At 72.4% G+C, this 22,940-nt stretch carries 21 protein-coding genes; 10 read left to right on the top strand and 11 right to left on the bottom strand.

Going from position 1 to position 22,940, the window contains the following annotated elements:
* Window positions 1-90 precede the first annotated feature (90 nt).
* Both IE140_RS04835 and IE140_RS04830 read left to right on the top strand, forming a co-directional pair.
* Window positions 91-1,296 (top strand): acyl-CoA dehydrogenase family protein, encoded by a 1,206-nt coding sequence (locus IE140_RS04835; protein WP_150198558.1) that lies wholly within the window; start codon window positions 91-93, stop codon window positions 1,294-1,296.
* The gene (locus tag IE140_RS04830) at window positions 1,293-1,778 is read left to right on the top strand and encodes a nitroreductase/quinone reductase family protein (protein ID WP_032777703.1); all 486 of its coding nucleotides are present in this window, start codon (window positions 1,293-1,295) and stop codon (window positions 1,776-1,778) included. Before IE140_RS04835 ends, IE140_RS04830 begins: the two co-directional genes overlap by 4 nt.
* A 178-nt stretch (window positions 1,779-1,956) precedes the next feature.
* Here IE140_RS04830 and IE140_RS04825 read toward each other — a convergent pair whose 3' ends face one another.
* Window positions 1,957-2,604 carry a TetR family transcriptional regulator gene (locus tag IE140_RS04825; protein ID WP_006126763.1) on the bottom strand — a complete coding sequence of 216 codons (648 nt, stop codon included), beginning with the start codon at window positions 2,602-2,604 and terminating at the stop codon, window positions 1,957-1,959.
* Between the two features lie 393 nt (window positions 2,605-2,997).
* On the opposite strand from IE140_RS04825, the gene IE140_RS04820 reads away from it, so the two are divergent.
* Entirely contained in the window at window positions 2,998-3,807 is an 810-nt protein-coding gene (locus tag IE140_RS04820) for a VOC family protein (protein WP_032777700.1), read from the top strand.
* A gap of 184 nt (window positions 3,808-3,991) precedes the next feature.
* Window positions 3,992-6,415 carry a protein serine/threonine kinase AfsK gene (gene afsK / locus IE140_RS04815; protein ID WP_189460074.1) on the top strand — a complete coding sequence of 808 codons (2,424 nt, stop codon included), beginning with the start codon at window positions 3,992-3,994 and terminating at the stop codon, window positions 6,413-6,415.
* A 110-nt stretch (window positions 6,416-6,525) separates the two neighbouring features.
* On the opposite strand, the gene IE140_RS04810 is transcribed toward afsK, so the two are convergent.
* Window positions 6,526-7,200, bottom strand: a complete 675-nt coding sequence (locus tag IE140_RS04810; RefSeq protein ID WP_189460072.1) for a hypothetical protein — start codon at window positions 7,198-7,200, stop codon at window positions 6,526-6,528.
* Window positions 7,201-7,398: 198 nt separating this feature from the next.
* On the opposite strand from IE140_RS04810, the gene IE140_RS04805 reads away from it, so the two are divergent.
* Complete coding sequence (locus tag IE140_RS04805; protein ID WP_150197266.1) at window positions 7,399-7,941, top strand: hypothetical protein; 543 nt, start codon at window positions 7,399-7,401, stop codon at window positions 7,939-7,941.
* Window positions 7,942-7,958: 17 nt separating this feature from the next.
* Here IE140_RS04805 and IE140_RS04800 read toward each other — a convergent pair whose 3' ends face one another.
* Genes IE140_RS04800 through IE140_RS04790 form a run of 3 tightly spaced genes read right to left on the bottom strand, consistent with a single transcriptional unit; the run spans window position 7,959 to window position 10,383 of the window.
* On the bottom strand, window positions 7,959-8,735 hold the full coding sequence (locus tag IE140_RS04800) for an enoyl-CoA hydratase/isomerase family protein (protein ID WP_150197264.1): 777 nt from the start codon (window positions 8,733-8,735) through the stop codon (window positions 7,959-7,961).
* A gap of 3 nt (window positions 8,736-8,738) precedes the next feature.
* Window positions 8,739-9,218 (bottom strand): Zn-ribbon domain-containing OB-fold protein, encoded by a 480-nt coding sequence (locus tag IE140_RS04795; protein ID WP_150197270.1) that lies wholly within the window; start codon window positions 9,216-9,218, stop codon window positions 8,739-8,741.
* Window positions 9,219-9,234: 16 nt separating this feature from the next.
* On the bottom strand, window positions 9,235-10,383 hold the full coding sequence (locus tag IE140_RS04790; RefSeq protein WP_150197262.1) for a lipid-transfer protein: 1,149 nt from the start codon (window positions 10,381-10,383) through the stop codon (window positions 9,235-9,237).
* Between the two features lie 99 nt (window positions 10,384-10,482).
* Between IE140_RS04790 and IE140_RS04785 the strand changes: the two genes are divergently transcribed.
* Both IE140_RS04785 and IE140_RS04780 read left to right on the top strand, forming a co-directional pair.
* Window positions 10,483-12,051 (top strand): FadD3 family acyl-CoA ligase, encoded by a 1,569-nt coding sequence (locus tag IE140_RS04785; protein WP_150197260.1) that lies wholly within the window; start codon window positions 10,483-10,485, stop codon window positions 12,049-12,051.
* 37 nt (window positions 12,052-12,088) lie between these two features.
* Complete coding sequence (locus IE140_RS04780) at window positions 12,089-12,337, top strand: hypothetical protein (protein ID WP_229826685.1); 249 nt, start codon at window positions 12,089-12,091, stop codon at window positions 12,335-12,337.
* A 32-nt stretch (window positions 12,338-12,369) separates the two neighbouring features.
* Here IE140_RS04780 and IE140_RS04775 read toward each other — a convergent pair whose 3' ends face one another.
* From IE140_RS04775 to afsR, 4 genes are all read right to left on the bottom strand, one after another.
* Window positions 12,370-12,768 (bottom strand): type II toxin-antitoxin system VapC family toxin, encoded by a 399-nt coding sequence (locus IE140_RS04775; protein WP_093439705.1) that lies wholly within the window; start codon window positions 12,766-12,768, stop codon window positions 12,370-12,372.
* Entirely contained in the window at window positions 12,765-13,043 is a 279-nt protein-coding gene (locus IE140_RS04770; protein WP_150197258.1) for a hypothetical protein, read from the bottom strand. The genes IE140_RS04775 and IE140_RS04770 overlap by 4 nt, the downstream gene beginning before the upstream one ends.
* A 164-nt stretch (window positions 13,044-13,207) precedes the next feature.
* Window positions 13,208-13,426, bottom strand: coding sequence for a hypothetical protein (locus IE140_RS04765; RefSeq protein WP_150197256.1), 219 nt, complete (start codon window positions 13,424-13,426; stop codon window positions 13,208-13,210).
* Window positions 13,427-13,620: 194 nt separating this feature from the next.
* The gene (gene afsR / locus IE140_RS04760) at window positions 13,621-16,584 is read right to left on the bottom strand and encodes an SARP-family global regulator AfsR (RefSeq protein WP_150197254.1); all 2,964 of its coding nucleotides are present in this window, start codon (window positions 16,582-16,584) and stop codon (window positions 13,621-13,623) included.
* A 289-nt stretch (window positions 16,585-16,873) separates the two neighbouring features.
* Here afsR and IE140_RS04755 point away from each other — a divergent pair, with 289 nt between their 5' ends.
* Window positions 16,874-18,094: an amidohydrolase family protein gene (locus IE140_RS04755; protein WP_093439695.1), complete on the top strand. Its 1,221-nt coding sequence runs from the start codon at window positions 16,874-16,876 to the stop codon at window positions 18,092-18,094.
* A 113-nt stretch (window positions 18,095-18,207) separates the two neighbouring features.
* Here IE140_RS04755 and IE140_RS04750 read toward each other — a convergent pair whose 3' ends face one another.
* Both IE140_RS04750 and IE140_RS04745 read right to left on the bottom strand, forming a co-directional pair.
* Window positions 18,208-19,035: a MerR family transcriptional regulator gene (locus tag IE140_RS04750; protein WP_150197252.1), complete on the bottom strand. Its 828-nt coding sequence runs from the start codon at window positions 19,033-19,035 to the stop codon at window positions 18,208-18,210.
* A 154-nt stretch (window positions 19,036-19,189) separates the two neighbouring features.
* Window positions 19,190-19,393 carry a cold-shock protein gene (locus IE140_RS04745; protein WP_003967102.1) on the bottom strand — a complete coding sequence of 68 codons (204 nt, stop codon included), beginning with the start codon at window positions 19,391-19,393 and terminating at the stop codon, window positions 19,190-19,192.
* Window positions 19,394-19,679: 286 nt separating this feature from the next.
* On the opposite strand from IE140_RS04745, the gene IE140_RS04740 reads away from it, so the two are divergent.
* Both IE140_RS04740 and IE140_RS04735 read left to right on the top strand, forming a co-directional pair.
* On the top strand, window positions 19,680-20,561 hold the full coding sequence (locus IE140_RS04740; protein WP_093439689.1) for a menaquinone biosynthetic enzyme MqnA/MqnD family protein: 882 nt from the start codon (window positions 19,680-19,682) through the stop codon (window positions 20,559-20,561).
* A gap of 306 nt (window positions 20,562-20,867) precedes the next feature.
* Complete coding sequence (locus tag IE140_RS04735; protein WP_189460070.1) at window positions 20,868-22,937, top strand: serine/threonine-protein kinase; 2,070 nt, start codon at window positions 20,868-20,870, stop codon at window positions 22,935-22,937.
* The last annotated feature ends 3 nt before the right edge of the window (window positions 22,938-22,940 follow it).

Below are 22,940 nucleotides of genomic sequence, written 5' to 3'. Positions count from 1 at the left end.
CGACTCTGGGAATTTCCGGCCCTCCTCCCTAATATGACGGATCGTCAGATCCGGGGTCGTCGGGTGCCCCGGGGTGGAAGGAGCCCGCCGATGGACACCGCCCTCACCACGGAACAGCACGAGATCCGCCGCGCCCTGCGCGACCTGCTCGCCCGGTACGGCGGACCCGGCGCGATCCCCGCCGCCGTGGGCACCGCCGAGGGCTACGACCCGGCCCTGTGGCGGCGGCTCGCCGGGGGCCTCGGGCTGCCGGGCCTCGCGCTCGCGGAGGAGTACGGCGGGGCCGGCTGCACGGCCGCCGAGCTGGCCCTGGCCTGCGAGGAGACCGGGCGGGCGCTGCTGCCCTCACCGCTCCTCGCCACCGCAGCCCTCGCCGCACCCCTGATCGCCGCTCTCGGCACCCCTGACCAGCGCGCCGCCCTTCTGCCCCGGATCGCCGACGGGACCCTGACCGCCGCCCTCGCCCTCCCCGGCGGCTCGCTCGCCACCGCCCTCGGCCTCACCGGCGACAACCGCGACGGGACCTGGGCGGGCGGCGGCCGGGCCGGCGGCATCCAGGCCCACGGGGAGGCGGGCGAGCGGCGGCTCTACGGCGAGGCCGGCCGGGTCCTGGACGGGCACAGCGCCGGGCTGCTCCTGGTCGCCGCCCACACCGGGGGATACCCGCGCAGCCGTACGCAGGTGTTCCTGGTCCCCGGCGACGCACCCGGGCTGACCCGCACCCGGCTCACCGCCCTCGACGAGACCCGCCCCCTGGCCCGCGTCGAACTGCGCGACACCCCCGCCGAGCCGCTCGGCGCGGACGGCACCGCCGACGCGGCCGCCGCCCTCGCCGCCGCCGGACGCACGGCCGCCGCGATCCTCGCCGCCGAAGCGGTCGGCACGGCGGCGGGCGCCCTGGAACGCACCGTGGAGTACGTGAAGACGCGCGAACAGTTCGGCAGGGCCGTCGGCTCGTTCCAGGCCGTCAAGCACCGCCTCGCCGACCTGTACGTACGGGTCGAGGCGGCCCGCTCCGCCGCGTACCACGCCGCCCGCGACCCCGAGTCCGGGCCGCTCGCGCTCGCCCAGGCCCTGGAGGCGGCCAGGATCACCACCGGCGAGGCCGTCCAGCTGCACGGCGGCATCGGCTTCACCTGGGAGCACGAGGCGCACCGCTACCTCAAACGGGCGGCGGGCGACGAACTGCTCTTCGGCCCGGTCCACCGGCTGCGCGACCACGCGGCGGAACGGGCCGGGCTCTTCGGACCCGCCACCGCCGCTTCCCGGGTCCCGCACGGGGCGGGCGTCCGGTGACCGGCACCCGGGGCGTGCGACTGGTCCAGCGGGTCTCCTCGACCCGGGCCTTCGCGCTGATCGCCCCGCACGTGGTTCCCGTCCTGGACCGGGCCGTGCACCGGCTCACCCGGGGCAGGGTGCTGCTCAGCGCCCGGATGCTGCCGGGGCTCGTCCTCACGGTGCCGGGGGCGCGCACGGGCCGGCCGAGGACCACCCCGCTGGCCTGTATGCCCGAGGGGGAGGTGGAGGGCGCCTGGATCCTGGTCGGCAGCAACTTCGGGCGCCCGGGGCACCCGGCCTGGACCGCGAACCTGCTGGCCCGCCCGGACGCGGCCGTCGTCAACTGGCGCGGCCGGGACATCCCCGTACGCGCGACCCTGCTGGAGGGCGAGGAGCGGGCCCGGGTGTGGGAGGCCGCGCTCGCGTTCTGGCCTCCGTACGCGGCGTACCAGCGGAGGGTGGAGCGGCAGATCCGGCTGTTCCGGCTGGAGCGGCGGTAGCCGGAGAGCGGCGGTCGCGGGCGTCGTCCGGGGTGGCTGGAGCGGCGGTCTTGCGCACCGTCCGGGGTGGCCGGAAACGGAGAGTGCGGGCATCGTCCGGGGACGCCGACGGCGGACCACCCGCGGGGGTGCGTGGGGTGGTCCGCCGTCGGGGAGACAGGACGGGGCGGGGGTGGGCCTACTTCGTCGGCTTCTTGCCGGTGATGCCGAGGTGGACCAACAGCGCCAGGTTCGGCCGCAGTTCGGCCTGCTTCACACCCCAGGTGGTGAACCCCTTCTGGTGCGAGGCGACCGCGGCCAGCATCGCCACCAGGGAGCCCGCCATCGCCGCCGGGCTGACGTCCTTGTCGACCTTGCCCTTGCTCTGGAGCTCCTTCACCGAATCCGTGAGGGAGTTGGTGACGGAGTTCAGGATCTTCATGCGGATCTTGTAGAACCGTTTGTCCCCCTCGGCCGCGCCGAGGTCGATCACGCGCAGAATCGCGTCGTTGTGCCGCCAGAAGTCGAGGAATCCCTCGACGAGTTGCTCGGAGGTGGTCCAGCCGGCCTTGCCGACCCAGGAGCGTCCGGCGACCAGTTCGGTCAGTCCGGCACCCTCCTTGGCGACTTCCTCGGCGATTTCGAGGACGGCGCCCTCCACGTCGGGGAAGTACTGGTAGAAAGTCGCGGGTGAAGTCCCGGCCTTCCGGGCGACGTCGATGACTTTGACGTCCCGGTACGGCGAGGAGCTGAGCATCTCGCTGAGGCAGTCGAGCAGCTTCTGCCGCGTCGCCTGACCGCGTCGACCGGCCACGCGGCCGTCGACGGTGCGTACTTGTCCTGTCATGCCGTCAGCTTACCGAGGGGTGACGGGGGCGCGATTCGGCCGACTGCAAATGGGGAACGGCGCAGGACCGGCGGGGTGGGCGGGGGCGGGGAGCGGCGGTTTTCGGCCGCGGTCAGGGAGGGTGACGCAGCCGCACGGGGAGGGCGGCGGAGCTGCGGGTGTTACGTACGGTAAATATTATCAACAGCCTGTGGATAACTTCGGTGGACAACTTTCGTCCACATGCTGGGCGGCCTCTTCATCAACCGGGCAAATGTTCTCTATAGGTGCATCCGCCAGGCGTTCGCCGTGCGTCGGGGCGCGCGGGGCCGGGGGCGACGTTACGTTGACTGTGACGGGCGTCACGATGCCGACGCCGCTGGTGGCGTCACTGCTACGGAAGGACCCGGTCCCATGGCCGCATTCGCGCATTCCGCGCCGTGCTGGGCGGACGTGCAGCTCTCCGACCTCGAAGCGGGCAAGCGCTTCTACGGCGGGCTCTTCGGCTGGACCTTCCGGGCGGGCGACGGCATGCCCTTCGCGGACGCGCTCAGCGGCGGCCGGCTGGTCGCCGCGCTCGCCGCCAAGAAGGACGGCCGGATGCCCACGGCCTGGGGCGTCTACTTCTCCACCGACGACATCCGGGCCACCGTCGCCTCTATCCGCGAGCACGGCGGCCAGATCATCACCGACCCCGTACGGGCGGGGCGCGCCGGGATCGTGGCGGAGGCGGCCGACCCCGGGGGCGCGGTCTTCGGGCTCTGGCAGCCGGAGGAGCGCGCGGGCTTCGAGAAGCAGAACGACCCCGGCTCCTTCTGCTGGACCGAGGTCTACACCCGGCAGCCGGACCGCGTGGACCCCTTCTACGAGAAGGTCTTCGGCTTCCACGGCACCGACCTGGACGAGGCGGGCCACGACGTCTCCGACGACGCCGAAGCGCTGGTCGACTTCCGGATGTGGTCCCCCGAGGGCGTCGAACCGGGCCCGGACACCGCCGTCGGCGGCCGCAGCGTCATCACGGACGCCTTCCCGGCCGAGATGCCGAGCTACTTCCTCATCTACTTCGCCGTCGCCGACTGCGACGCCGCCGCCGAACTCGCCGTACAGCTCGGCGGCCGGGTCGCCCAGCCGCCCTTCGACATCCCCTACGGCAGGATGGCCGTGCTCCACGACGACCAGGGGGCCGCCTTCGCCGTACTGCAGCCCAGCGAACTGCTTCCGTGACCGGTGCGGGTGAACCCGGTGTGGCCGGATACGGGATGAAGTGACATGGGACACCCCGATCCGCCCCCGGGTTCGCAACCGGGGCCCGGGCCAGGAAGAATCGGGGTGTGCGCAGGGCGGGATTCGACCGGGCGGTAATTCGCGGACTTCGTCGCCGAGGTCCGTACGGGGAGGTGGCAGGCAAGTGGTGGAGCAGCTGACGCAGCACGACCCGAGACGGATCGGCCCGTTCGAGGTGCTGGGACGGCTCGGGGCCGGCGGCATGGGGCTGGTCTATCTCGCCCGCTCGGCGTCCGGCCGGCGGGTGGCGATCAAGACGGTGCGGACCGAACTCGCCGAGGACCAGCTCTTCCGGGTCCGCTTCACACGTGAGGTCGAGGCCGCCCGTGCCGTCAGCGGGTTCTACACCGCCGCCGTGGTCGACGCCGACCCGCGCGCCGCCGTGCCCTGGCTCGCCACCGCCTATGTGCCCGCGCCCTCGCTCGAAGAGATAGTGAACGAGTGCGGTCCCATGCCGACGCAGGCCGTGCGCTGGCTGGCCGCCGGTATCGCCGAGGCTCTCCAGTCCATCCACGGCGCGGGCCTCGTCCACCGCGACCTGAAGCCGTCCAACGTCCTCGTCGTCGAGGACGGCCCCCGGGTGATCGACTTCGGCATCGCGTCCGGCGTCTCCAACACCCGCCTGACCATGACGAACGTCGCGGTCGGCACGCCCGCGTACATGTCGCCCGAGCAGGCCCGGGACTCCCGCAGCGTCACCGGGGCCAGCGACATCTTCTCGCTCGGCTCGACCCTCGTCTTCGCCGCCACCGGGCACGCCCCCTTCCACGGGGCCAACCCGGTCGAGACGGTGTTCATGCTGCTGCGCGAGGGCCCCGACCTGGAAGGGCTGCCCGACGACCTGCGGCCGCTGATCGAGTCCTGCATGCAGATGGACGCCACCCAGCGGCCCAGCCCCGCCGACCTCCAGGCCCAGCTCGCTCCGCACCTCTTCGCCTCCGGCGGCGACGACAGCGGTACGGCCTCGGCCTGGCTGCCGTCCCGGGCCACCGCGATGATCGAGGCCCGCCGGGGCGGCGGCCGGACCGCGCCGCCCGCGGCCCCGGTGTCGCCCCCGCCGCCTCCTCGGCAGCCTCCGAGGGCCCCGGGGTCGGACACCGCCTGGCGCAGCGGGGCCGATCTGCGCTCGCCCTCCCCGCTGGCCTCGCCCTCGCCGATGTCCGGCGGGCCCGCCCCTTCTGCGGGACCGTCCGCGGCTCCCGACAGCGGGCCCGTCCGGCTGCCCGGCGCGAAGGTGCCGATCGGGCCCGGCCCGCGTGCCGGGGACGGGCGCGGGGCGGCCGCCGCGCACCCGGCCCCGGCGACCGGCTGGGTCCGCCCGCCCGCCGGGGTGAACGGTTCACCGGCCGCGGCCCCCACCGCCGCCGTCCCGCCCCCGGGCCCCGCCCCGGAGGGCGCGGCCCCCGCCCCCGACCGCTGGCGGCCCTGGCGCTTCCGCATGTCCAACGACGTGTGGGGCACGCCCGTCGTCTCGGGCGATCTGCTGTACGTGACGTCCTTCGAGGTCCACGCGCTGGACGTGGGCAACGGCCGACGCCAGTTCAAGACCCGGGACGTGGCCTGGGCGATGGCCGTCGAGGGCGGCAGGATCCACGCCTCGGACGGCCCCTCGCTGTACGCCCTGGACGCCACGACCGGCGCCGAGCAGTGGCGCCTGTCGACCGACGCCTGGGTGTACGCGGTCAGGGCCGACCGGGGCACGGTCCTGACCGCGACCCGGGGCGGCGGCGTCCAGGGCTGGGAGGCGTCCAGCGGCGAGAAGCTGTGGGAAGTCACCGGCGCGCAGAGCGACTTCGAGACGGCGGAGGCCGGGCCGGTCATCCACGACGGCACGGTGTACGTCTGGCAGGACGCCCGGCTGCGCGCGCTGGACGCCCGTACGGGCCTGGAGCGCTGGTCGTACCCGATCGGCGACGCGGCCTCCTGCGGCGGCGTCCCGGTCCGGGTCACCCCGGCCACCGACGGCTACGTCTACGTCGCGGCGGGCACCCGCGTGCTGGCGGTGGAGACCGGATCCGGCCGGGTGCGCTGGCACTTCGAGGCCCCGGCGGTCTTCCTCTCCCCGCCCGCGTTCGCGCCGGGCCCGGCGGTGACCGGCGGCGGGGTGTACCTCGCTGACTACCTCGGCACGGTGTACGCACTGGACGCGACGACCGGCAAGGACCGCTGGCGGATCGCCACGGAGGCCCGCTCCTCCATCGAACCTGTGCTGGTCGCGGTGGGCAACGTGCACGTCGGCAGCGGCAGCGCGCTGTACACCCTGGACGCGGTCACGGGCACTCCGAAGTGGCGCTTCGCGGCGGGCGGCGACGTCGTGGGCGCGCCGGTGGTGGCGGACGGCCGGGTCCACTTCGGCTCGGCGGACCATGTGCTGTACACCCTGGACGCGGCGGGCGGCCAGCTCCGCTGGAAGCTGGCGACGGGCGGCGAGATCACGGGCTCGCCGGTGGCGCAGGGGGGCGTGGTGTACGCGTGCAGCAAGGACCGCTGTGTGTACGCGCTGGACGCGCTGAAGGGAACGGGCACGGGGAACCGGGCGCGGACCTGAGCGGGTTGCTTTTGTCCTCAATCGCCGGACGGGCTTGATTTCCCTGCCCGTCCGGCGATTGAGGACGGAACCCTTGCTCGGGAGGGCGGCGAGGCTGCGTGGTTCCAGGGTCAACCCTGTCGCGGGGGCGGCGGCGGGTGGGGAGGGTGCACCGGGTCCCGGGGGTCGTCCTCCGGATGCGGGACGGCCTGCGGATACGACCGCGTACGGGGATCACGGGGATCGGGCCCCGTGTACGGGTCCACCTCCGGCTCCGGCCACGGCGACGTCTGCACGGACATCCCCGGCTCCTGCGTGGGCGGCCACGTGTCCACCTGATCCGCCGTCGGCACGGCGAACGGCTCCACCGGCTTCCGCTCCCGCTCCCGCCGGCTCCGCCGGCCCGTCATCAGCAACGCCCCGATCAGCATCAGCACCCCACCCGCCAGCGCGTTCACCACCCCCACCTGCAACCCCTCCCCGTCCCCGCCCACCACCAGGGACCCCGCGGCCTGTCCCTGGCGGACCATCCACAGGATCGTGAAGCCCAGCACGACCAGGCCCGCGAGGGAGACCACGAGCCGCGAGCGGAGCACCACGCCCAGGACCACCAGCAGCGCCGCCCCCAGGAACGGCAGCAGGATCGAGACCAGCACCCCCGACTCGGTGGGGGTGATCCCCTCGAAGAGGTCCGCCACCCGGTAGTCGTGCCCGGCCCGCCCGCCGTACCAGTCGCGGAACGGGCTCAGCACGGCGGAGGCGGCCCCGGCCAGGGCCACGACGGAGCCGAGGATGTTGCGGATCATCGCCAGGCCTCCAGGGGCGTACGCGAACGGCCCCCGTCACCGACGCTACGCCGGGACGACCACCCCCGCCACGCAGACCATGACCGGACCGTGACAGGGTCATGACCTGAACAGGGAGTCCCGCACGGCATGCTGAGGGTCGCAACGCACGCCACCGGCTCCACATACGGCAACGAAACACAAAGGGGGGCTGCATCCATGATGCGGCAACAGATGAAGCTCGCGGCGGTCCTGGTCGTGGTGGTGCTCGCGCTCACCGGATTCTCGACCTCCAGCAGCGGCGGCAAGAGCGGCAAGAGCAAGAGCGGCAGTTCGAGCGGTGGCGGCTGCTCCAGCTCGAAGAAGAGCAACAACGGCTACCGCGACACGGACTACAACGACGACGACTACGACTACGGCGACAGCTCCTCGTCCTCCGGCTCGTCCGACTCCTATTCCACCCCGACGCCCACCGCGTCCGACGGCGCACCCGCCGTCCGGGTGATCCGCTGCGCCACGCCGCGCAAGGGCAAGCGCAAGGCGGTCACCTCGTCGCTGATCGAGGTCCAGTCGAACGACCGGTACGCGCAGGATTACGAGATCGACGTCCGGTTCGTCGACGCCCGCGGCAACACCGTGGACACGGCCGAGGCCACCACGACCCTCGACAGCGGCGACTCCAGCAGGCTCACCGTACGCATGGAGAGCCCCGGCAAGGTCTCCCGGGTCAAGCGCTGCGTAGTGACCGCCGAGGTGGTCTGACCGCACGGCACGCGCGCTCACCGCACCCGGGGCTCCCCGCTCGCTCCCCGCATCCCGAACAGCTCCGCCTGCCGGTCAGGGGGCAGGTTGCCGAGGGCGATCAGCGCCGGGGCCTGGGCCATCGCCTGGGTCCTGGCCGCCTCCTTCGCGGACCACACCGCCCGGACCGTGCCCTGTACCGCGTCCGTCGGGTGTCCGGCGATCACGGCCGCCGCTCGCAGCGCCGCCGCCACCGCGCCGCCCGGCTCCGTCACCTCGCTGACCAGGCCGACCGCGTGCGCCCGCTCTGCGCTCACCCGTTCCGCGGTGCCCATCAGGGACATCCGGGCGACCTCCCCGTACGGCATCCGCTGGGCCATCGCGATCGCCTCGTACGCCGAGACCATCCCGTACGTCGTGTGCGGGTCGAAGAACGTCGCCTCCCGGGACGCGACGACGAACTCCGCCTCGCCCAGCAGGTAGAACGCCCCGCCGCAGGCCATCCCCTCCACCGCCGCGATCACCGGCTTCCACAGGTCGTTCGCCTTGGGGCCGATGCGCAGGAGCGGGTCGTCGAGGGCGTACGGGGAGGGGGGCTGCGGGACCTCGACCGCCCGGTCGATCCCGGTACAGAAGGCGCGCGTCCCGGCCCCGGTGAGGACGGCGGCCCGGACACTCTCGTCGTACCGCAACTCCTGCCACATCGAAGCGAGTTCACCGGCGGTCTCCAGGTCGATCGCGTTGAGCTTCGCCGGCCGGTCGAGGGTGACGAGGACGACCCCGGCCGCGGCCTCCCGCTCGATGCGCAGCGCCACCGCTCACCGCTCCAGGAGCCAGCGGACGAGCGTGACCGAGCCGTCGGGCCCCGCCGGGCAGAAGGCGGCCCGCACCGGAGCCCCGATCCGCAGCCGTGCCGGATCGACGGAGTTCAGCGGTGCGTCGGGCGAGGCGACGACGTTCCCGGCGAGACGGATCCGTGGGGCATCCGCCAGCTCGACCAACACCGCGTTGTACGGGGCCTGTTCGGCGTAGGCGGGGAGGAGGGGCGGGTGCGGGACGACGTACGACCAGAGCCGCCCGCGCCCGCTCATCAGCCGCCATTCGCTCGCGAAGGACCCGCAGTGCGGGCAGCAGGGCCGGGGCGGGAAGCGGAGTTCGCCGCAGGCGGGGGAGGCGCAGGCCTGGACACGGAGTTCGCCCCGGGCGGCGTACTCCCAGAAGGGCGCGCCGTCCTCGTCGACGACGGGCAGCAGCAGGGCATCGGAACCGGAGTCGGGACCGGGACCGGAAGAGGACATGTTCATGGGGACCTCCTCAACTCCTCAACAGAACAGCGGATGTCGGCACACCCTCACCGGCGGTGACCAGGCAGGTGGCGGCGTCCGGCACCTGGGCGGTGGAGGTGCCGCGCAGTTGCTTGACGCCTTCGGTGATGAGGTTGAAGCCGTGGACGTACGCCTCGCTCAACCCGCCCCCGCCGGTGTTGACCGGCAGCCGTCCGCCGCTCTCCAGCGCCCCGCCCTCGGTGAACGCGCCGCCCTCGCCGCGCGCACAGAAGCCGTAGCCCTCCAGGGAGAGCGGGACGAGCGGGGTGAACGCGTCGTAGATCTGGGCGACATGGACGTCGTCCGGACCGAAGTCGGCCTGCTTCCACAGCTGTCGGGCCGCCGTCCAGGCCGGCCCGGTGAGCGGGTCGTCGTTCCAGTAGTTGACCATCCCGTGGTGCTGGGCGGGCAGCCCCTGGGCGACGGAGTGGAGGTAGACGGGCCTTCGCCGGCAGTCGCGGGCGCGCTCGGCGGAGACGATGACACAGGCCAACGCCCCGTCCGTCTCCAGGCAGTTGTCGAAGAGGCAGAGGGGTTCGCTGATCCAGCGGGAGGTCATGTACATCTCGCGGGTCAGCGGCCGGTCGTACATGATCGCGTCCGGGTTCTGGTTGGCCCGGTTGCGGCAGGCGAGGGCGACGTTGAAGAGGTGGTCGCGGGTGGCCCCGTACTCGTGCATGTAGCGCCGGGCGAGCATGCCGATCTCGTCGGCGGGGCGCAGCAGCCCGTAGGGCCGGGTCCACTGGGCGGGGGTGGGGAGCTGGACGGCGGTGTTCCTCCACGGCCGGGGTCCCGACCCGCGCTTCCGGGACCGCCAGGCGACCCCGACGCTCGCCTGCCCGGTGGCGATGGCGGCGGCGAGATGGCCGAGCGTGGCGCAGGAGCCCCCGCCTCCGTACCCCACCTTGGAGAAGAAGGTGACGTCCCCGGCCCCGATCGCCTTGGCGACCTCGACCTCGTCGGTCTCCTCCATGGTGTACGAGGCGAAGGCGTCGACCTCCGAGGGGGCGATGCCCGCGTCGTCGAGGGCGGCGAGGATCGCCCGGCAGGCGAGGGTCTTCTCGGACTCCGGGAGCCGTTTCGCGAACGCCGTCTGCCCTATCCCGGCTATCGCCGTCGCGTCCTTGAGCGTCGCCATCCGCTGACCTCCCGCACTGTCGCCCCTGCTGACAGCGGCAGAGGCTATCGCTAATCTGACGGATAGTCAGCTAGTGCGGCGGCGGAAGGCGGGCGCGTGATGCGGGGCGACGAGGAGTGGGGCAGCATCCCGGGGCTGGTCCGGGCGGCGGCGAGAAGGTACGGCCCGGCCGAGGCGGTGGCCGACGGCCGCACCCGGCTCTCGTACGCCGAACTCGGCGACCGGGTGGAGCGCGCGGCGGCCGCGTGCATGGCGGCCGGGGTGGAGCCGGGGGACCGGGTGGCGATCTGGGCCCCGAACACGACGGAGTGGATCGTCTCGGCGCTGGGTGCGGTGAGCGCGGGCGCGGTGCTGGTCCCCCTCAACACCCGCTTCAAGGGCACGGAGGCGGCGCACATCCTGCGGCGCAGCCGGGCGAGGCTGCTGTTCGTGACGGGTACGTTCCTGGGCACGTCGTACGTGGCGTCGTTGCGCCGGGCGGAGGTGAAACTGCCGGACCTGGAACGGGTGGTGGTGCTGGCGGACACGGCTCCCGAGGACTACACGAGCTGGCCGGACTTCCTGGCGGCGGGGGAGGGGGTGACCCCCTCGGCGGTACGGGACCGAGCGGCGGCGATCGCCCCCTCGTCCCCCTCCGACATCATCTACACCTCGGGCACGACGGGTGCGCCGAAGGGGGCGGTGATCACCCACGCCCAGACGCTGCGCGCGTACGAGATCTGGGGCGACCTGGCGGGCCTGCGCGAGGGCGACCGCTACCTCATCGTGAACCCGTTCTTCCACACCTTCGGCTACAAGGCCGGGATCATCGCCTGCCTGATGAGGGGGGCCACGATGGTGCCGCAGCCGGTGTTCAACGTGGACACGGTGCTGGCGAACATCGCGGCGGAACGGATCTCGGTCCTCCCCGGCCCGCCGACCCTCCACCAGTCCCTGCTGGACCACCCGGCACGCGCGGCGCACGACCTGGCGGCCCTGCGCCTGGTGGTGACGGGGGCGGCGGTGGTCCCGCTCCAGCTGGTGGAGCGCCTGCGCAACGAACTGGGCATCGCGACGGTCCTCACGGCGTACGGCCTCTCGGAGGCGAGCGGCATCGTCACGATGTGCCGCAGGGGCGACGCACCGGAGATCGTGGCGACGACCTCGGGCCGCGCGATTCCCGGCACCGAGATCCGCGTCCTGGCGGACCCGGGCGCTCCGGGCGAGATCCAGGTCCGCGGCTTCACCGTGATGACCGGCTACTTCGAGGACCCGGACACGACTGCCGCCACGATGACGGAGGACGGCTGGCTCCGCACCGGCGACGTGGGCGTCCTGGACCCGGCGGGCAACCTCAGGATCACGGACCGGATCAAGGACATGTTCATCGTGGGCGGCTTCAACGCCTACCCGGCCGAGATAGAGCAGCTCCTCGGCCTCCACCCGGACGTGGCCGACGTCGCGGTCATCGGCGTCCCGGACCCCCGCCTCGGCGAGGTCGGCAAGGCCTACGCGGTCCGCCGCCGGGGCGCGACGCTCACCGCGGACGACCTGATCGCCTGGTCCCGCCGCGAGATGGCGAACTTCAAGGTCCCGCGGACGGTGGAGTTCGTCCCGGAACTCCCGCGCAACGCGAGCGGCAAGGTGGTGAAGGGGGAGCTGCGGGGATCGCCGGATGGCAGGAAATGAGTGGGGCTGGCGAGTTTCCGGCGGCATGGTCGTGCGTATGGCAACCAAGAAGTACACCGTCACCCTGCCGGAGGGGCTGGCGGAGGAGATCCTGGCCGAGGTCGGCCCCGGAGGGTTGAGCGCGTACGTCACTCGGGTCGTCGAGCGCCGACGCGAGCAGGACCGGCTGGGGGAGCTGGTGGCATGGATACAGAAGGAGTACGGCCCGCTCACCGAGGAGGAGCAGGCCGCGTCCGCCGCCGAGCTGCGCGACATCGAGCGGTGGTTCGAGGAGCGGGGCCTGTAGCCGTAGCCTCGGACACGCGGAAGGGCGGGGCCTCAGATCTTCTCTGCTGTGACGCGAGGGTGGTCGGCCGTGAGGAGGCTGATGTCCTCCACATCGGACGTCAGGATCGTCACCCGGCCAGGGTGTGCCAGAGCGGTTGCGCAGAGCAATGAGTCGATCGCGTACTTGTGGCCGTGCAGTCCGGCGTTGCGAAGCAGGGACGCGGCGGTGTGCGCGAGGGTCTGGCTGACCGGTTCGACGCGGATGCGTGACAGCGTCCAGGAGAGTGCGGCGGGATTGATCCGTGGGTGGATCACCTCGACCAGGACCACTGCCGAGGTGATGACCGGGATGTCGGCGTCGCGAGCTGCCTCCAGCCATTCCTGAACCTCTCGGTTCCGCTGGACAGCCTGCGCGAGCCCTTCGCTGTCGAGGACCAGCGCACCGCTCACGCGGCTGCTCCGGCTTCGGGAGGGCTGCTCGTCAGCTTGGCGCGCTTGTCGGCCACGGCGTCGGGGTCGACGGGCCCGTTCGCCGTCTCGAAATCGGCGAGGAGCTCGTCCAGGCCGTCTCGCTCGATCTGTCGCTGCGCGGCCATTTCGAGGTAGGCGGAGACGCCGCGTTTGCCGACCCGCTCGCGGATCGCGTGCAGGGTGCCGGCGGTGAGGGAGACGGAGATGCCGCTGCTGGGGCCGTCTCCGGGGGGGAAGTCGGGGGTTTCGACCATGGGGCCACTTTAGCATTTTCTATGCCATACCACTGGTGTCGCCCGGACACGGGTGAGGGGCCCGAGCGTTTCCCCGTCTCGGGCCCCTCGCACATTCCCCCGTGCGGCGACCGCGGTGGCTCCCCCTCGGCGCCACCGCGGCTGCTTCCCCCTTGGGCCCCCGCTCAGCGCGGGTCCGGCCCCGTCATGTGGCTGTCCGTGGGCTTGATCGTGGGCTCGCCCGTCATGTGACTGTCCAAGGGCTTGATCGTGGGCTCGCCCGTCATGTGACTGTCCAAGGGCTTGATCGTGGGCTCGCCCGTCATGTGACTGTCCTCGGGCTTGACGTCGCCGGCGGTCCCGGGCTGAGCCTTGGGCGGCTTGATCTTCTTCGCTTCGCTCATGGGTGAACTCCGTTACTCGGTGCGTGGATGGTTGGCGAAGCCCGTCCGGCTGCTCCCCCGTGGGCTGCCGGACGGGCTATTCAGAGCCGTTCACCTTAGTGCTCGGTTCCACTGCCGAAACGTCTGCCCCCCGACGCGACGTGTCGACGGGAGCAAGACTGCACGCCGTCGATAAACGAACGATGAACGTGCTGTCAGCCCTCGCTGGGGGACCTCGTCGAGGAGAGCAGCAGGGAGACGGACTCGCCTTCAGGAGCCTTCAGTTGGTCGAAGACGGAGAGCGCCTCCCGCCAGCAGACCTGTGCCCGGTCAGCCTGTCCTATGCCATGCAGCGCCTGGCCCAGCACAGTGAGCACATTGGCGCGGCGCCACTCTCCGCCTATGTGGAGCAACACGGTGAGCGCCTGCTCTGCCAGGGCGGCCGCTTGTGCCGGTTGCTCTGCGGTGAGTTGTACCTCGGCCAGACGGAACAGCGTCATTCCCTCCCAGAGACGCTGACGGCTTTCCCGGAACACGGACAGGGCTTCGGTGAGCCGCCCCACCGCCTCTTCCGGCCGGTTCGCACGTGCCAGGGCCAGCCCCAAGGCGTAGCGGCCGTTCGCCAGCCGCAGAGTGAGGCCCATGCGGTTGTAGAGAGCCACGCCCTCCTCTGCCAGCTTCACCGCACTGTCGGTACGACCCATGGCGAGATGGACGCGGGAGAGGTTGCACAGAGCACTGGCCTCCCCAGCTTGGTTCCCGTCTGCGCGAAACGACGTGCATGCCTGCCTCAGCAGAGTCTCGGCCTCGACCTGCTGGTTTCGGTAACCGGCGATGATTCCCAGCTCGTTCGGCGCATTGCAGTGCGTCCACACGTCGTCCACCGACGGGGCCAGTGACATGGCTCTGCGAGCCTCGTCCTCCGCCTCGCCGAAACGACCGGCCATGCTGTGCACCTGCGCGAGCGTTGTCCGCGCCCGAGCCTCCGCGTACGGGTCGCCGACGTCCACAGCCGCGTCCCTGACGACGGTGGCCGCGGACTCGAACTGACGCGCGTTCGCACCGGACTCGGCGAGATCCTTCGAAGCCAGCAGAAGGCCCACAGCCCGCCGGACCGACGCTGCGTCACGGTTCTGCTGCACGCAGGCAAGCAGACAGCCCGCCTCCGCGTAGAGCCAGTCGAGGGCGCGCTTGTGATCAGTGAAGGACAATCCCTCGTACTCTGTCACTTCCAGGTGGTCCACGGTCCGGTCCCCCGGCCGCTCCAGCGCATACACCCCCGCCGCCGTAGCCAGATAGAAGTCCAGCAGCCGCGACAACGCCGACTCCCGCTCCACCGCCTCCTCGTCCCGCTCCGCGCACGCACGCGCGTAGAGGCGGACCAGGTCGTGGTAGCGGTAGCGGCCCGGGGCGGCGGACTCCACCAGGCTCGTGTCGACCAGGGCCTCCAGGAGGTCCTCCGCCTCGTGCGGGTCCAGGTTCAGCAGGGCGGCGGCCGCGGCCAGGGAGATGTCCGGGCCGTCCGCGAGGCCCAGGAGGCGGAAGGCGCGGGCCTGGGCCGGTTCCAGTTGGCCGTAGCCGAGTTCGAACGTGGCCTTCACCGCGAGGTCCCCCGCCTGGAGCTCGTCCAGTCGGCGCCGCTCGTCGGCGAGCTTCGCGGCGAGGACCGACACCGTCCACGTGCGGCGCGCCGCCAGGCGGGAGGCGGCGATGCGGATGGCCAGGGGCAGGAAGCCGCACGCGGCCACCACGTCGAGGGCCGCATCGCGCTCCGCGCCCACCCGCTCCGCGCCGACGATCCGGGTGAAGAGAGCCAGCGCCTCCTCCGGCGACATCACGTCCAGGTCCACCAGATGCGCCCCGGCCAGGTCCACCATCCGCACCCGGCTCGTCACCAGCGCCGCGCACCCCGGCGTACCGGGCAGCAACGGGCGGATCTGGGCCGCGTCATGGGCGTTGTCCAGGAGGATCAGGATGCGGCGGCCGTCCAGCGCCGAGCGGTACAGCGCCGCCCGCTCGTCCAGCGTGTCCGGGATCGCCGAGTCCGCCGTGCCCAGGGCGCGCAGGAACGAGCCGAGGACCGTCTCCGGCTCGGCCGCCCGCGCCCCCGCGCCCTGGAGGTCGACGTACAGCTGCCCGTCCGGGAAGTGCCGGCGGGCGTGGTGCGCGACGTGGACCGCCAGGGTGGTCTTGCCGACCCCGCCGATCCCCGCCACCGCGGAGACCGCCATGACCGAGCCCTCCGCCGTCGCCAGCCGGCTGCCCAGCTCCGACACGAACGCGGAGCGCCCGGTGAAGTCGGGCACGGTGGCCGGGAGCTGCGCCGGCTTCAACGGCGCCGGCGCGGGCGCCGGTTCGTCCGCCGGGCGGGCCAGCTCCTCGTCCGCGCGCAGGATCCGCTGCTGGAGCTGGGCCAGTTCGGGGCGCGGGTCCACGCCCAGTTCCTCCGCGAGGAGCCGCCGCGTGTCCGCGTACACCGCGAGCGCCTCCGCCTGCCGGCCGCTGCGGTACAGCGCCACCATCAGCAGCTCCCGCAGCCGCTCCCGCAGCGGGTGCGCCGCGGTCAGCGCGGTCAGCTCGGAGACCGCCTCCGCGTGGCAGCCGACCTCCAGGTCCAGATCGAGCCGCGTCTCGGTGAGCTGGAGCCGCCACTCTTCCAGTCGGGTCCGCTGGTTGTCCGCGTACGGGCCGGGCACGGAGGCCAGCGCCTCGCCGTCCCACAGGCCCAGCACCTTGTTGATCAGCGTCCGGGCCTGGCACCGGTCCCCGGCAGCCCGCGCCTTCTCCGCCTCGGCCGCCAGGTCCTGGGCCAGGGTCAGGTCCAGCGCGCCCCGGTCGGTCCGGATCGCGTATCCGCCGGACTCGCTCACCAACGTGTCCTGGCCGAGGATCTTGCGCAGCCGGGAGGCGTACGTCCGGATCGTGGCCAGCGCCTGCGAGGGCGGGTCCTCGCCCCAGAACGCGTCGATCAGCTCGCCCGCGGTGGCCGTCCGGCCCTCGCGCAGCAACAGCGCGGTCAGCAGGGCGCGCTGCTGGGGTGAGCCGGAGGAGAGCAGCTCCGAGCCCCGCCAGGCCCGTACGGGGCCCAGCACGGTGAACCTGAGAGCTTCCGCCGTACCCGGTTTCTCCGGAGCACGCTGCTCCGGTACGCGCATGCGTGGCCCGCTGTCACGGTCCATTGACGCCCCCTGTCCTGCTCGCCTGCCGGTCCCGCTCGTCTGCGGATCCTGCCGGCGGTGCCCACGCCCGGATGTCCGTCCTGCGCCGAAGTGCGGTGTGCATCCGGATGGCGCGGTACCGCTGGTATCGCGCTCAACAGTCTGCCTTGTCTCGGGCGGACTCGTCAGCAGTGGGTGACGCTCTGCACAAGCCCTCGACAACGATTCGGGAACCGTGCCCGTTCCCTGCCCGTCGCGAATGCCCGCACAGTAGCTGACGGTTCGTCAGATCGGCGCTACCGTGGAACGCATGGAGACCTTCCCGAAGATCATCTCGGTGGACGACCACACGGTGGAGCCCGCTCATGTCTGGCGGGACCGGCTCCCGTCCAAGTACGCCGACTCCGGCCCGCGCATCGTCCGCGCGCCCCTGAAGGAAATGACCTTCCTCGGGGGAAAGTTCGCGCCCGTCATGGGCGCCAGGGGCGACGACGGGCCGGTCGGCGACTGGTGGGTGTACGAGGACCTGCACCGGCCGCTCACCCGCCTGGACACGGCCGTCGGCTACGACAGGGACGAGATCAAGCTGGAGATCATCACCTACGAGCAGATGCGTCCCGGCTCCTTCTCGGTCCCGGACCGGCTCGCCGACATGGACGTCAACCACGTCCAGTCGGCGCTCTGTTTCCCGACCTTCCCGCGGTTCTGCGGACAGACCTTCACCGAGGCCAAGGACCGCGAGCTGGGGCTCCTCGGCGTGCGCGCGTACAACGACTGGATGGTCGAGGAGTGGTGCGGCCCCGAGGCGCACGGCCGCCTCATCCCGCTCACTCTCATCCCGCTGTGGGACGCGGAGCTCGCCGCCGCCGAGGTGCGGCGCAATGCCGCGCGGGGCGTGCGCGCCGTCGCGTTCTCCGAGATACCTCCCCATCTCGGGCTTCCGTCCATACATGCGGACGACTGGGATCCGCTCCTCGCGGCCTGCGACGAGACGGGCACCGTCATCGCCATGCACATCGGTTCCTCGTCGCGGATGCCGTCCACCTCCGCCGACGCCCCGCCCGCCGTCGGCTCCACCATCACCTTCGCCAACTGCTGCTTCTCGATGGTCGACTGGCTGATGAGCGGCAAGTTCGAACGCTTCCCCAACCTCAGGATCATGTACGCGGAGGGGCAGATCGGCTGGATCCCCTACATCCTGGAACGCGCCGACGTGGTCTGGGAGGAGAACCGCGCCTGGGGCGGCGTCGCCGACAAGGTTCACCGCCCGCCTTCCGAACTCTTCGCCGAGCACGTCTACGGCTGCTTCTTCGACGACGCCTTCGGGCTGAAGAACCTCGACGCGATCGGCGTCGGCAACGTCCTCTACGAGACGGACTACCCGCACTCCGACTCCACCTGGCCCCGCTCCCGCGAGGTCGGCGAGGAGCAGATGGGCCACCTCGCCCCGGACGTCATCGACCGGATCGTCCGCGGCAACGCTATTGAACTGCTGGGACTCACGGAGGACGGGCTCTGGGCGGGCCCTTGAGCCTGCGGCGGGTAACGGGGAGAGGGCCCGTGCCCCCGCCTGTACGGGGAGGAGGCCGTGCCCCCGCCCGTACGGGAAGGAGACCGCGCCCCCTCCCCGTACAGGCGGCCGCCTCAGACCTTCGCCACCGGCTCCTGGAGTTCCGTCACCCACCGCTCCCGGTCCGGCGGGCACTCCAGGTTGACCTCACGGGCGTACCCCGTGGAGCGGTAGCCGTTGGCCTCCAGCCAGCGGGCCAGGGTGTTGGCCGCCGGCAGCACGTCGTCCATCGCGCCCCGGTGCACGATCGTCGCCGCCTCGAACGGCGGCAGCTCCACCACCCGCACCCCCGTGTCCCCGACCGCGCCCACCGGGCCGGATACCGTCACCCCGGCGTGCACGACGATCCCGCCGCCACCCCCGGGCTCGTCCTCGTACCGGGCGATCCCGGGACCGGTGGGCCGGACGCCCGCGCCCTCCAGGAGCGGGAAGAGCCGCTCGTACAGCGGGCCGATCACCGGCCCGATGTCCTCGGGCTGATAGCTCGCGGCCGTCCCGGTCAGCTCGGCCACCCGGACCGCCGGAACGGTCTTGATCACGACGTCGTCGGCAGGCATGTGCCCCTCGCTCTCGATCGACCGGAGCCTCGCCTCGACCCGGGCCAGCCGCGCCGTCGCCGCTGCCGCGGCCTCGGCCAGCTCCGCCCGGCGCAGCCGCAGCATCCCGCGCAGCTCCTCCGGGCCCACCTGCTCGTCCAGGACCGCCCCCACCTGCTGGAGCGTGAAGCCGAGGTCCTTGAGCGCGATGATCCGGTTGAGCCGGGCGAGCTGGGCCGCGCCGTAGAGGCGGTAGCCGGTGGCGGGGTCGGTACGGTCCGGGCGCAGCAGTCCGATGGCGTCGTAATGACGCAGCATCCGCGGCGACACCCGTCCGTACCTGGCGAAGTCTCCGATGGTGAACATGATGGCTCCACTGCACCCCTTCACACGGGGTCAAGGTCAAGCGGTACCGGGGTGCGGGTCGTATACAGGCAGGAGCCCCGTTCCTCCGCCGAAGCGGGGGAGCGGGGCTCCTTGGGTACTGCTATGTGCGGCCGCGATCGACCGACCCGGGCAACTAGGCCGGGGTGACGTTCTCAGCCTGCGGACCCTTGGGTCCCTGAGTGACGTCGAAGTTCACGACCTGGTTCTCCTCGAGGGAGCGGAACCCGGACGCGTTGATCGCGGAGTAGTGAACGAAGACATCCGGGCCGCCGCCGTCCTGGGCGATGAAGCCGAAGCCCTTTTCAGCGTTGAACCACTTGACGGTTCCGGTAGCCATAAGCCCTCCTTGGGCCAAAGGGTTGCCCTGCTCCAGAACCTGCAAACAAGTCTGAAAACTACAAAAGCCTGCGGGTTACATGCTCCGCAGGCTCTGTACTGCAAGGGAAACCAAACTGCAACTTGCGGGCGAGCCTAGCACGCAGCCTCCGGAGAGCGGTAGAGGGAAAGATCACTTCACCCGAAGGTTTGATCGACCCGTCGGGCGACCGGCGAGAGGCCCGTGAAAAGGGGGGTGCGCGGGCCCCGGTGGTGCCCACGGCCGGATGCGGGTCTAGCCTCGCGATGTGGACAATTCAACCGTCTCCCCCCGCGAAGGCGACGACGACCGTCGCAGCCGGCCCCGCGTCGGCCACATCCAGTTCCTGAACTGCCTCCCCCTCTACTGGGGCCTGGCGCGGACGGGAACCCTGCTCGACCTGGAACTCTCCAAGGACACCCCGGAGCGGCTCAGCGAGCAGCTGATCAGGGGAGACCTGGACATCGGTCCGGTCACCCTCGTGGAGTACCTGCGCAACGCCGACGACCTGGTCGCCTTCCCCGACATCGCGGTCGGCTGCGACGGACCCGTCATGTCCTGTGTCATCGTCTCCCAGCTCCCGCTGGAGCAGCTCGACCGGGCCCGGGTGGCACTCGGCTCGACCTCGCGCACCTCGGTGCGGCTGGCCCAGCTGCTGCTGGCCGAGCACTACGGCGTCCGGCCCGACTACTACACCTGCCCGCCGGACCTGGGCCTGATGATGCAGGAGGCGGACGCCGCCGTGCTGATCGGCGACGCCGCGCTGCGCGCCAATCTGCACGACGCCCCCCGGCTCGGGCTCCAGGTCCACGACCTGGGCCAGATGTGGAAGGAGTGGACGGGGCTGCCGTTCGTCTTCGCCGTCTGGGCGGCCCGCAAGGACTTCCTCGCCGCGCACCCCGAGCAGGCGGCCCAGGTCCACGAGGCGTTCCTGGCCTCGCGGGACCTCTCGCTGGAGGAGGTCGCCAAGGTCGCGGAGCAGGCGGCCCGCTGGGAGGCCTTCGACGCGAAGGTGCTGGAGCAGTACTTCACGACGCTCGACTTCCGCTTTGGCCCGGACCAGCTGGCCGGCGTCCGCGAGTTCGCCCGCCGTACGGGCGCGGACACCGGCTACCCGGCGGACGTCCGGGTGGAGCTGCTCGGCGTCTGAAGCCGGCGGCCTGACCCGGGAAAGGGGGAATTCCCTTATCCCCTTCCCGGAACAGGTCTGCCGGATAGGCGCACGGGGCAGTGAATGGTGGGCCGCGGAACAACACATTCGCGCCTTTCCTCGGGGCGAAAAGATCCCCTCCTGACCGGAGAAGGGGGAATGGTCCGGCCGTTTCCCGGTGACCACGCCGGTGGCGCCCCCTAGGCTTCGGTCCGGGTCCGGACCGACCCCAGGGATTACCGTCCACGGTTTCACCGTCCGCAGGGATCATCCGCAGGGATCACAGGGTTCACAGGGGGAGTCCATATGCAGCCGCTGGAAGCGGGCGAACCGCACACCATCGGTGCCTACCGGCTGCTCGGCAGGCTCGGCGCGGGCGGTATGGGCCGGGTCTATCTCGGCCGCAGCGCGGGCGGACGTACGGTCGCGGTCAAGGTGGTCCACCCCCACTTCGCCCTCGACGAGCAGTTCCGCGCCCGGTTCCGGCGCGAGGTGGAGTCCGCCCGCCGCATCGGCGCCCAGTGGACGGCCCCGGTCCTGGACGCCGACCCGGACGCCCCGGTGCCGTGGGTGGCCACCGGTTACGTCGCGGGGCCCCCGCTCTCCCAGGCGATCACCGAGCACGGCCCGCTGCCCGAACACGCGGTACGCACCTTGGGCGCGGGCCTGGCCGAGGCGCTCGCCGTCGTCCACGGGCAGGGCATTGTCCACCGCGATGTGAAGCCCTCCAACGTGCTGCTCGCCCTGGACGGCCCCCGCCTCATCGACTTCGGGATCGCGCGGGCCCTCGGCGCGACCGTCTCGCTCACCTCCACCGGCGTCTCCGTCGGCTCGCCCGGCTACATGGCGCCCGAGCAGATCCGGGGCCGGGACGTCTCCGGCGCGGCCGACGTCTTCTCGCTGGGCGCGGTCCTGGCGTACGCGGCGACGGGCGCCGCCCCCTTCCCGGGCGACTCCTCCGCCGTACTCCTCTACAAGGTGGTCCACGAGGAACCCGAACTGGGCGATCTGGAGGGCGAGCTGCGCGACGTGGTCGCGGGCTGCCTCGCCAAGGACCCGGCGGCCCGGCCCGCCCCGGCCGACCTCGCCCGGGCGCTCGCTCCCGGCGGGGCGGCGGCGATGGTGGCGGGCGGCTGGCTGCCGGGCCGGCTGGTGCGCGAGGTGAGCCGGTCCGCGGTGGCGCTGCTGGACCTGGAGCCGCAGGACGCGCCGGTGCAGTCGGGGCCCGTGCCGTTCAGCAGCGCGTCGCTGGGGGCGGGGATGGGGCCGGGGCCCGGCCCCCGGTCCCGGCCGGAGGAGGCCGCACCGGGCAGGGCCGGGGAGTTCGGCCCGCCCGCCGTGAACCCGCAGGAAACGCCGTACGGGACGCCGCGTTCTCGGGAAGCCGCACAGGAGGCGCCGAACCGGACACCCCAACCGGCGGAAGCCCTGCGGGAAGCGCCCCGGGACGCGTCGCGGGACACCTCCCAGGAACCGCCCCGGGAATCGCCGCAGGACGTGCCGTTCCGGGCGCCGCATCCGCAGGACGACGCGTACGGGACTCCGCATCCGCAGGACGACGACGTCTACGGGACGCCGTCCCCTCCTCCGCCACCGGCGCCCCCGCGCGCGAAGCCCACCGCACCCCCGCCCCCCACGCACGCCGGGACCTACCGGCAGGACGGCGGCGGTGGGCACGGCGGCCACGGCGGCAGCGGGCTGCCGGGGCAGCGCGGCGCCGACCCCCGCCTCTCCCTCACCGTCAGCGCCGAGAACCGGCAGACCCCCGGCGAGCGGCGCGGCCGCCGCGTCAGCTGCACCGTCGCCCTGGCCGTGGCGGGCGCGCTCGCGGCCGTCACGATCGGCACCGGTCTGCTCGACGGCCTCTTCCCGGGCGGCGACGCCGACCGGGACCGGGGCAGCGACGCCGCCGCGACCCCGTCGAGGTCCGCCTCCCCGCCGGCCGGGGAGAAGCCGACGCCCACCGAATCCGGCGCTGACGCGAGCGAGCCCCCGGCCGCCGCCCTGCCGAAGGCGTACGTCGGCACCTGGAAGGGCCCCGTCACCGAGAGGACGACCGGTCAGCCCCACGGCACGCTCACCGCCGTCTTCACCGAGGGGAAGCGCGGGGAGCAGGTCGTCCGGATGAGCACGACCATCTCGCAGCTCGGCATCACCGTCACCTGCAACAGCGTCGGCACCCTCGCCTCCGGCACCGCGGAGGAGCTGAACATCCGCGAGGCCACCGACCCGGACCGCCCCAGCACCCCCGGCCTGTGCACCACCACCGAGGCCGACCTGGTCTTCCGCCTCGCCGAGGACGGCACCCTGGACTACCGCTCGAAGGAACGCGCCGCCGGTCTCCCGTACGGGAAGCTCACCCGGTCCGGCGACTGATCG

It is taken from the genome of Streptomyces parvus (genome assembly GCF_014648875.1).
GTDB classification, from domain to species: Bacteria; Actinomycetota; Actinomycetes; order Streptomycetales; family Streptomycetaceae; genus Streptomyces; species Streptomyces parvus.
Note: the sequence above shows the minus strand (reverse complement) of the source record. Positions and strands in the feature narration are given on the sequence as shown.

Excerpts from the sequence above, each read along its gene's own strand:
- afsR (WP_150197254.1), bottom strand. The coding sequence starts at position 16,584 with ATGGACCGTGACAGCGGGCCACGCATGCGCGTACCGGAGCAGCGTGCT.
- IE140_RS04745 (WP_003967102.1), bottom strand. The coding sequence starts at position 19,393 with ATGGCTACCGGAACCGTCAAGTGGTTCAACGCTGAAAAGGGCTTCGGC.
- IE140_RS04755 (WP_093439695.1), top strand. The coding sequence starts at position 16,874 with ATGGAGACCTTCCCGAAGATCATCTCGGTGGACGACCACACGGTGGAG.
- IE140_RS04805 (WP_150197266.1), top strand. The coding sequence starts at position 7,399 with ATGATGCGGCAACAGATGAAGCTCGCGGCGGTCCTGGTCGTGGTGGTG.
- IE140_RS04825 (WP_006126763.1), bottom strand. The coding sequence starts at position 2,604 with ATGACAGGACAAGTACGCACCGTCGACGGCCGCGTGGCCGGTCGACGC.
- IE140_RS04785 (WP_150197260.1), top strand. The coding sequence starts at position 10,483 with ATGCGGGGCGACGAGGAGTGGGGCAGCATCCCGGGGCTGGTCCGGGCG.
- IE140_RS04835 (WP_150198558.1), top strand. The coding sequence starts at position 91 with ATGGACACCGCCCTCACCACGGAACAGCACGAGATCCGCCGCGCCCTG.
- IE140_RS04735 (WP_189460070.1), top strand. The coding sequence starts at position 20,868 with ATGCAGCCGCTGGAAGCGGGCGAACCGCACACCATCGGTGCCTACCGG.
- IE140_RS04780 (WP_229826685.1), top strand. The coding sequence starts at position 12,089 with ATGGCAACCAAGAAGTACACCGTCACCCTGCCGGAGGGGCTGGCGGAG.
- IE140_RS04765 (WP_150197256.1), bottom strand. The coding sequence starts at position 13,426 with ATGAGCGAAGCGAAGAAGATCAAGCCGCCCAAGGCTCAGCCCGGGACC.
- IE140_RS04770 (WP_150197258.1), bottom strand. The coding sequence starts at position 13,043 with ATGGTCGAAACCCCCGACTTCCCCCCCGGAGACGGCCCCAGCAGCGGC.
- IE140_RS04820 (WP_032777700.1), top strand. The coding sequence starts at position 2,998 with ATGGCCGCATTCGCGCATTCCGCGCCGTGCTGGGCGGACGTGCAGCTC.
- IE140_RS04795 (WP_150197270.1), bottom strand. The coding sequence starts at position 9,218 with ATGTCCTCTTCCGGTCCCGGTCCCGACTCCGGTTCCGATGCCCTGCTG.
- IE140_RS04750 (WP_150197252.1), bottom strand. The coding sequence starts at position 19,035 with ATGTTCACCATCGGAGACTTCGCCAGGTACGGACGGGTGTCGCCGCGG.
- IE140_RS04790 (WP_150197262.1), bottom strand. The coding sequence starts at position 10,383 with ATGGCGACGCTCAAGGACGCGACGGCGATAGCCGGGATAGGGCAGACG.
- IE140_RS04810 (WP_189460072.1), bottom strand. The coding sequence starts at position 7,200 with ATGATCCGCAACATCCTCGGCTCCGTCGTGGCCCTGGCCGGGGCCGCC.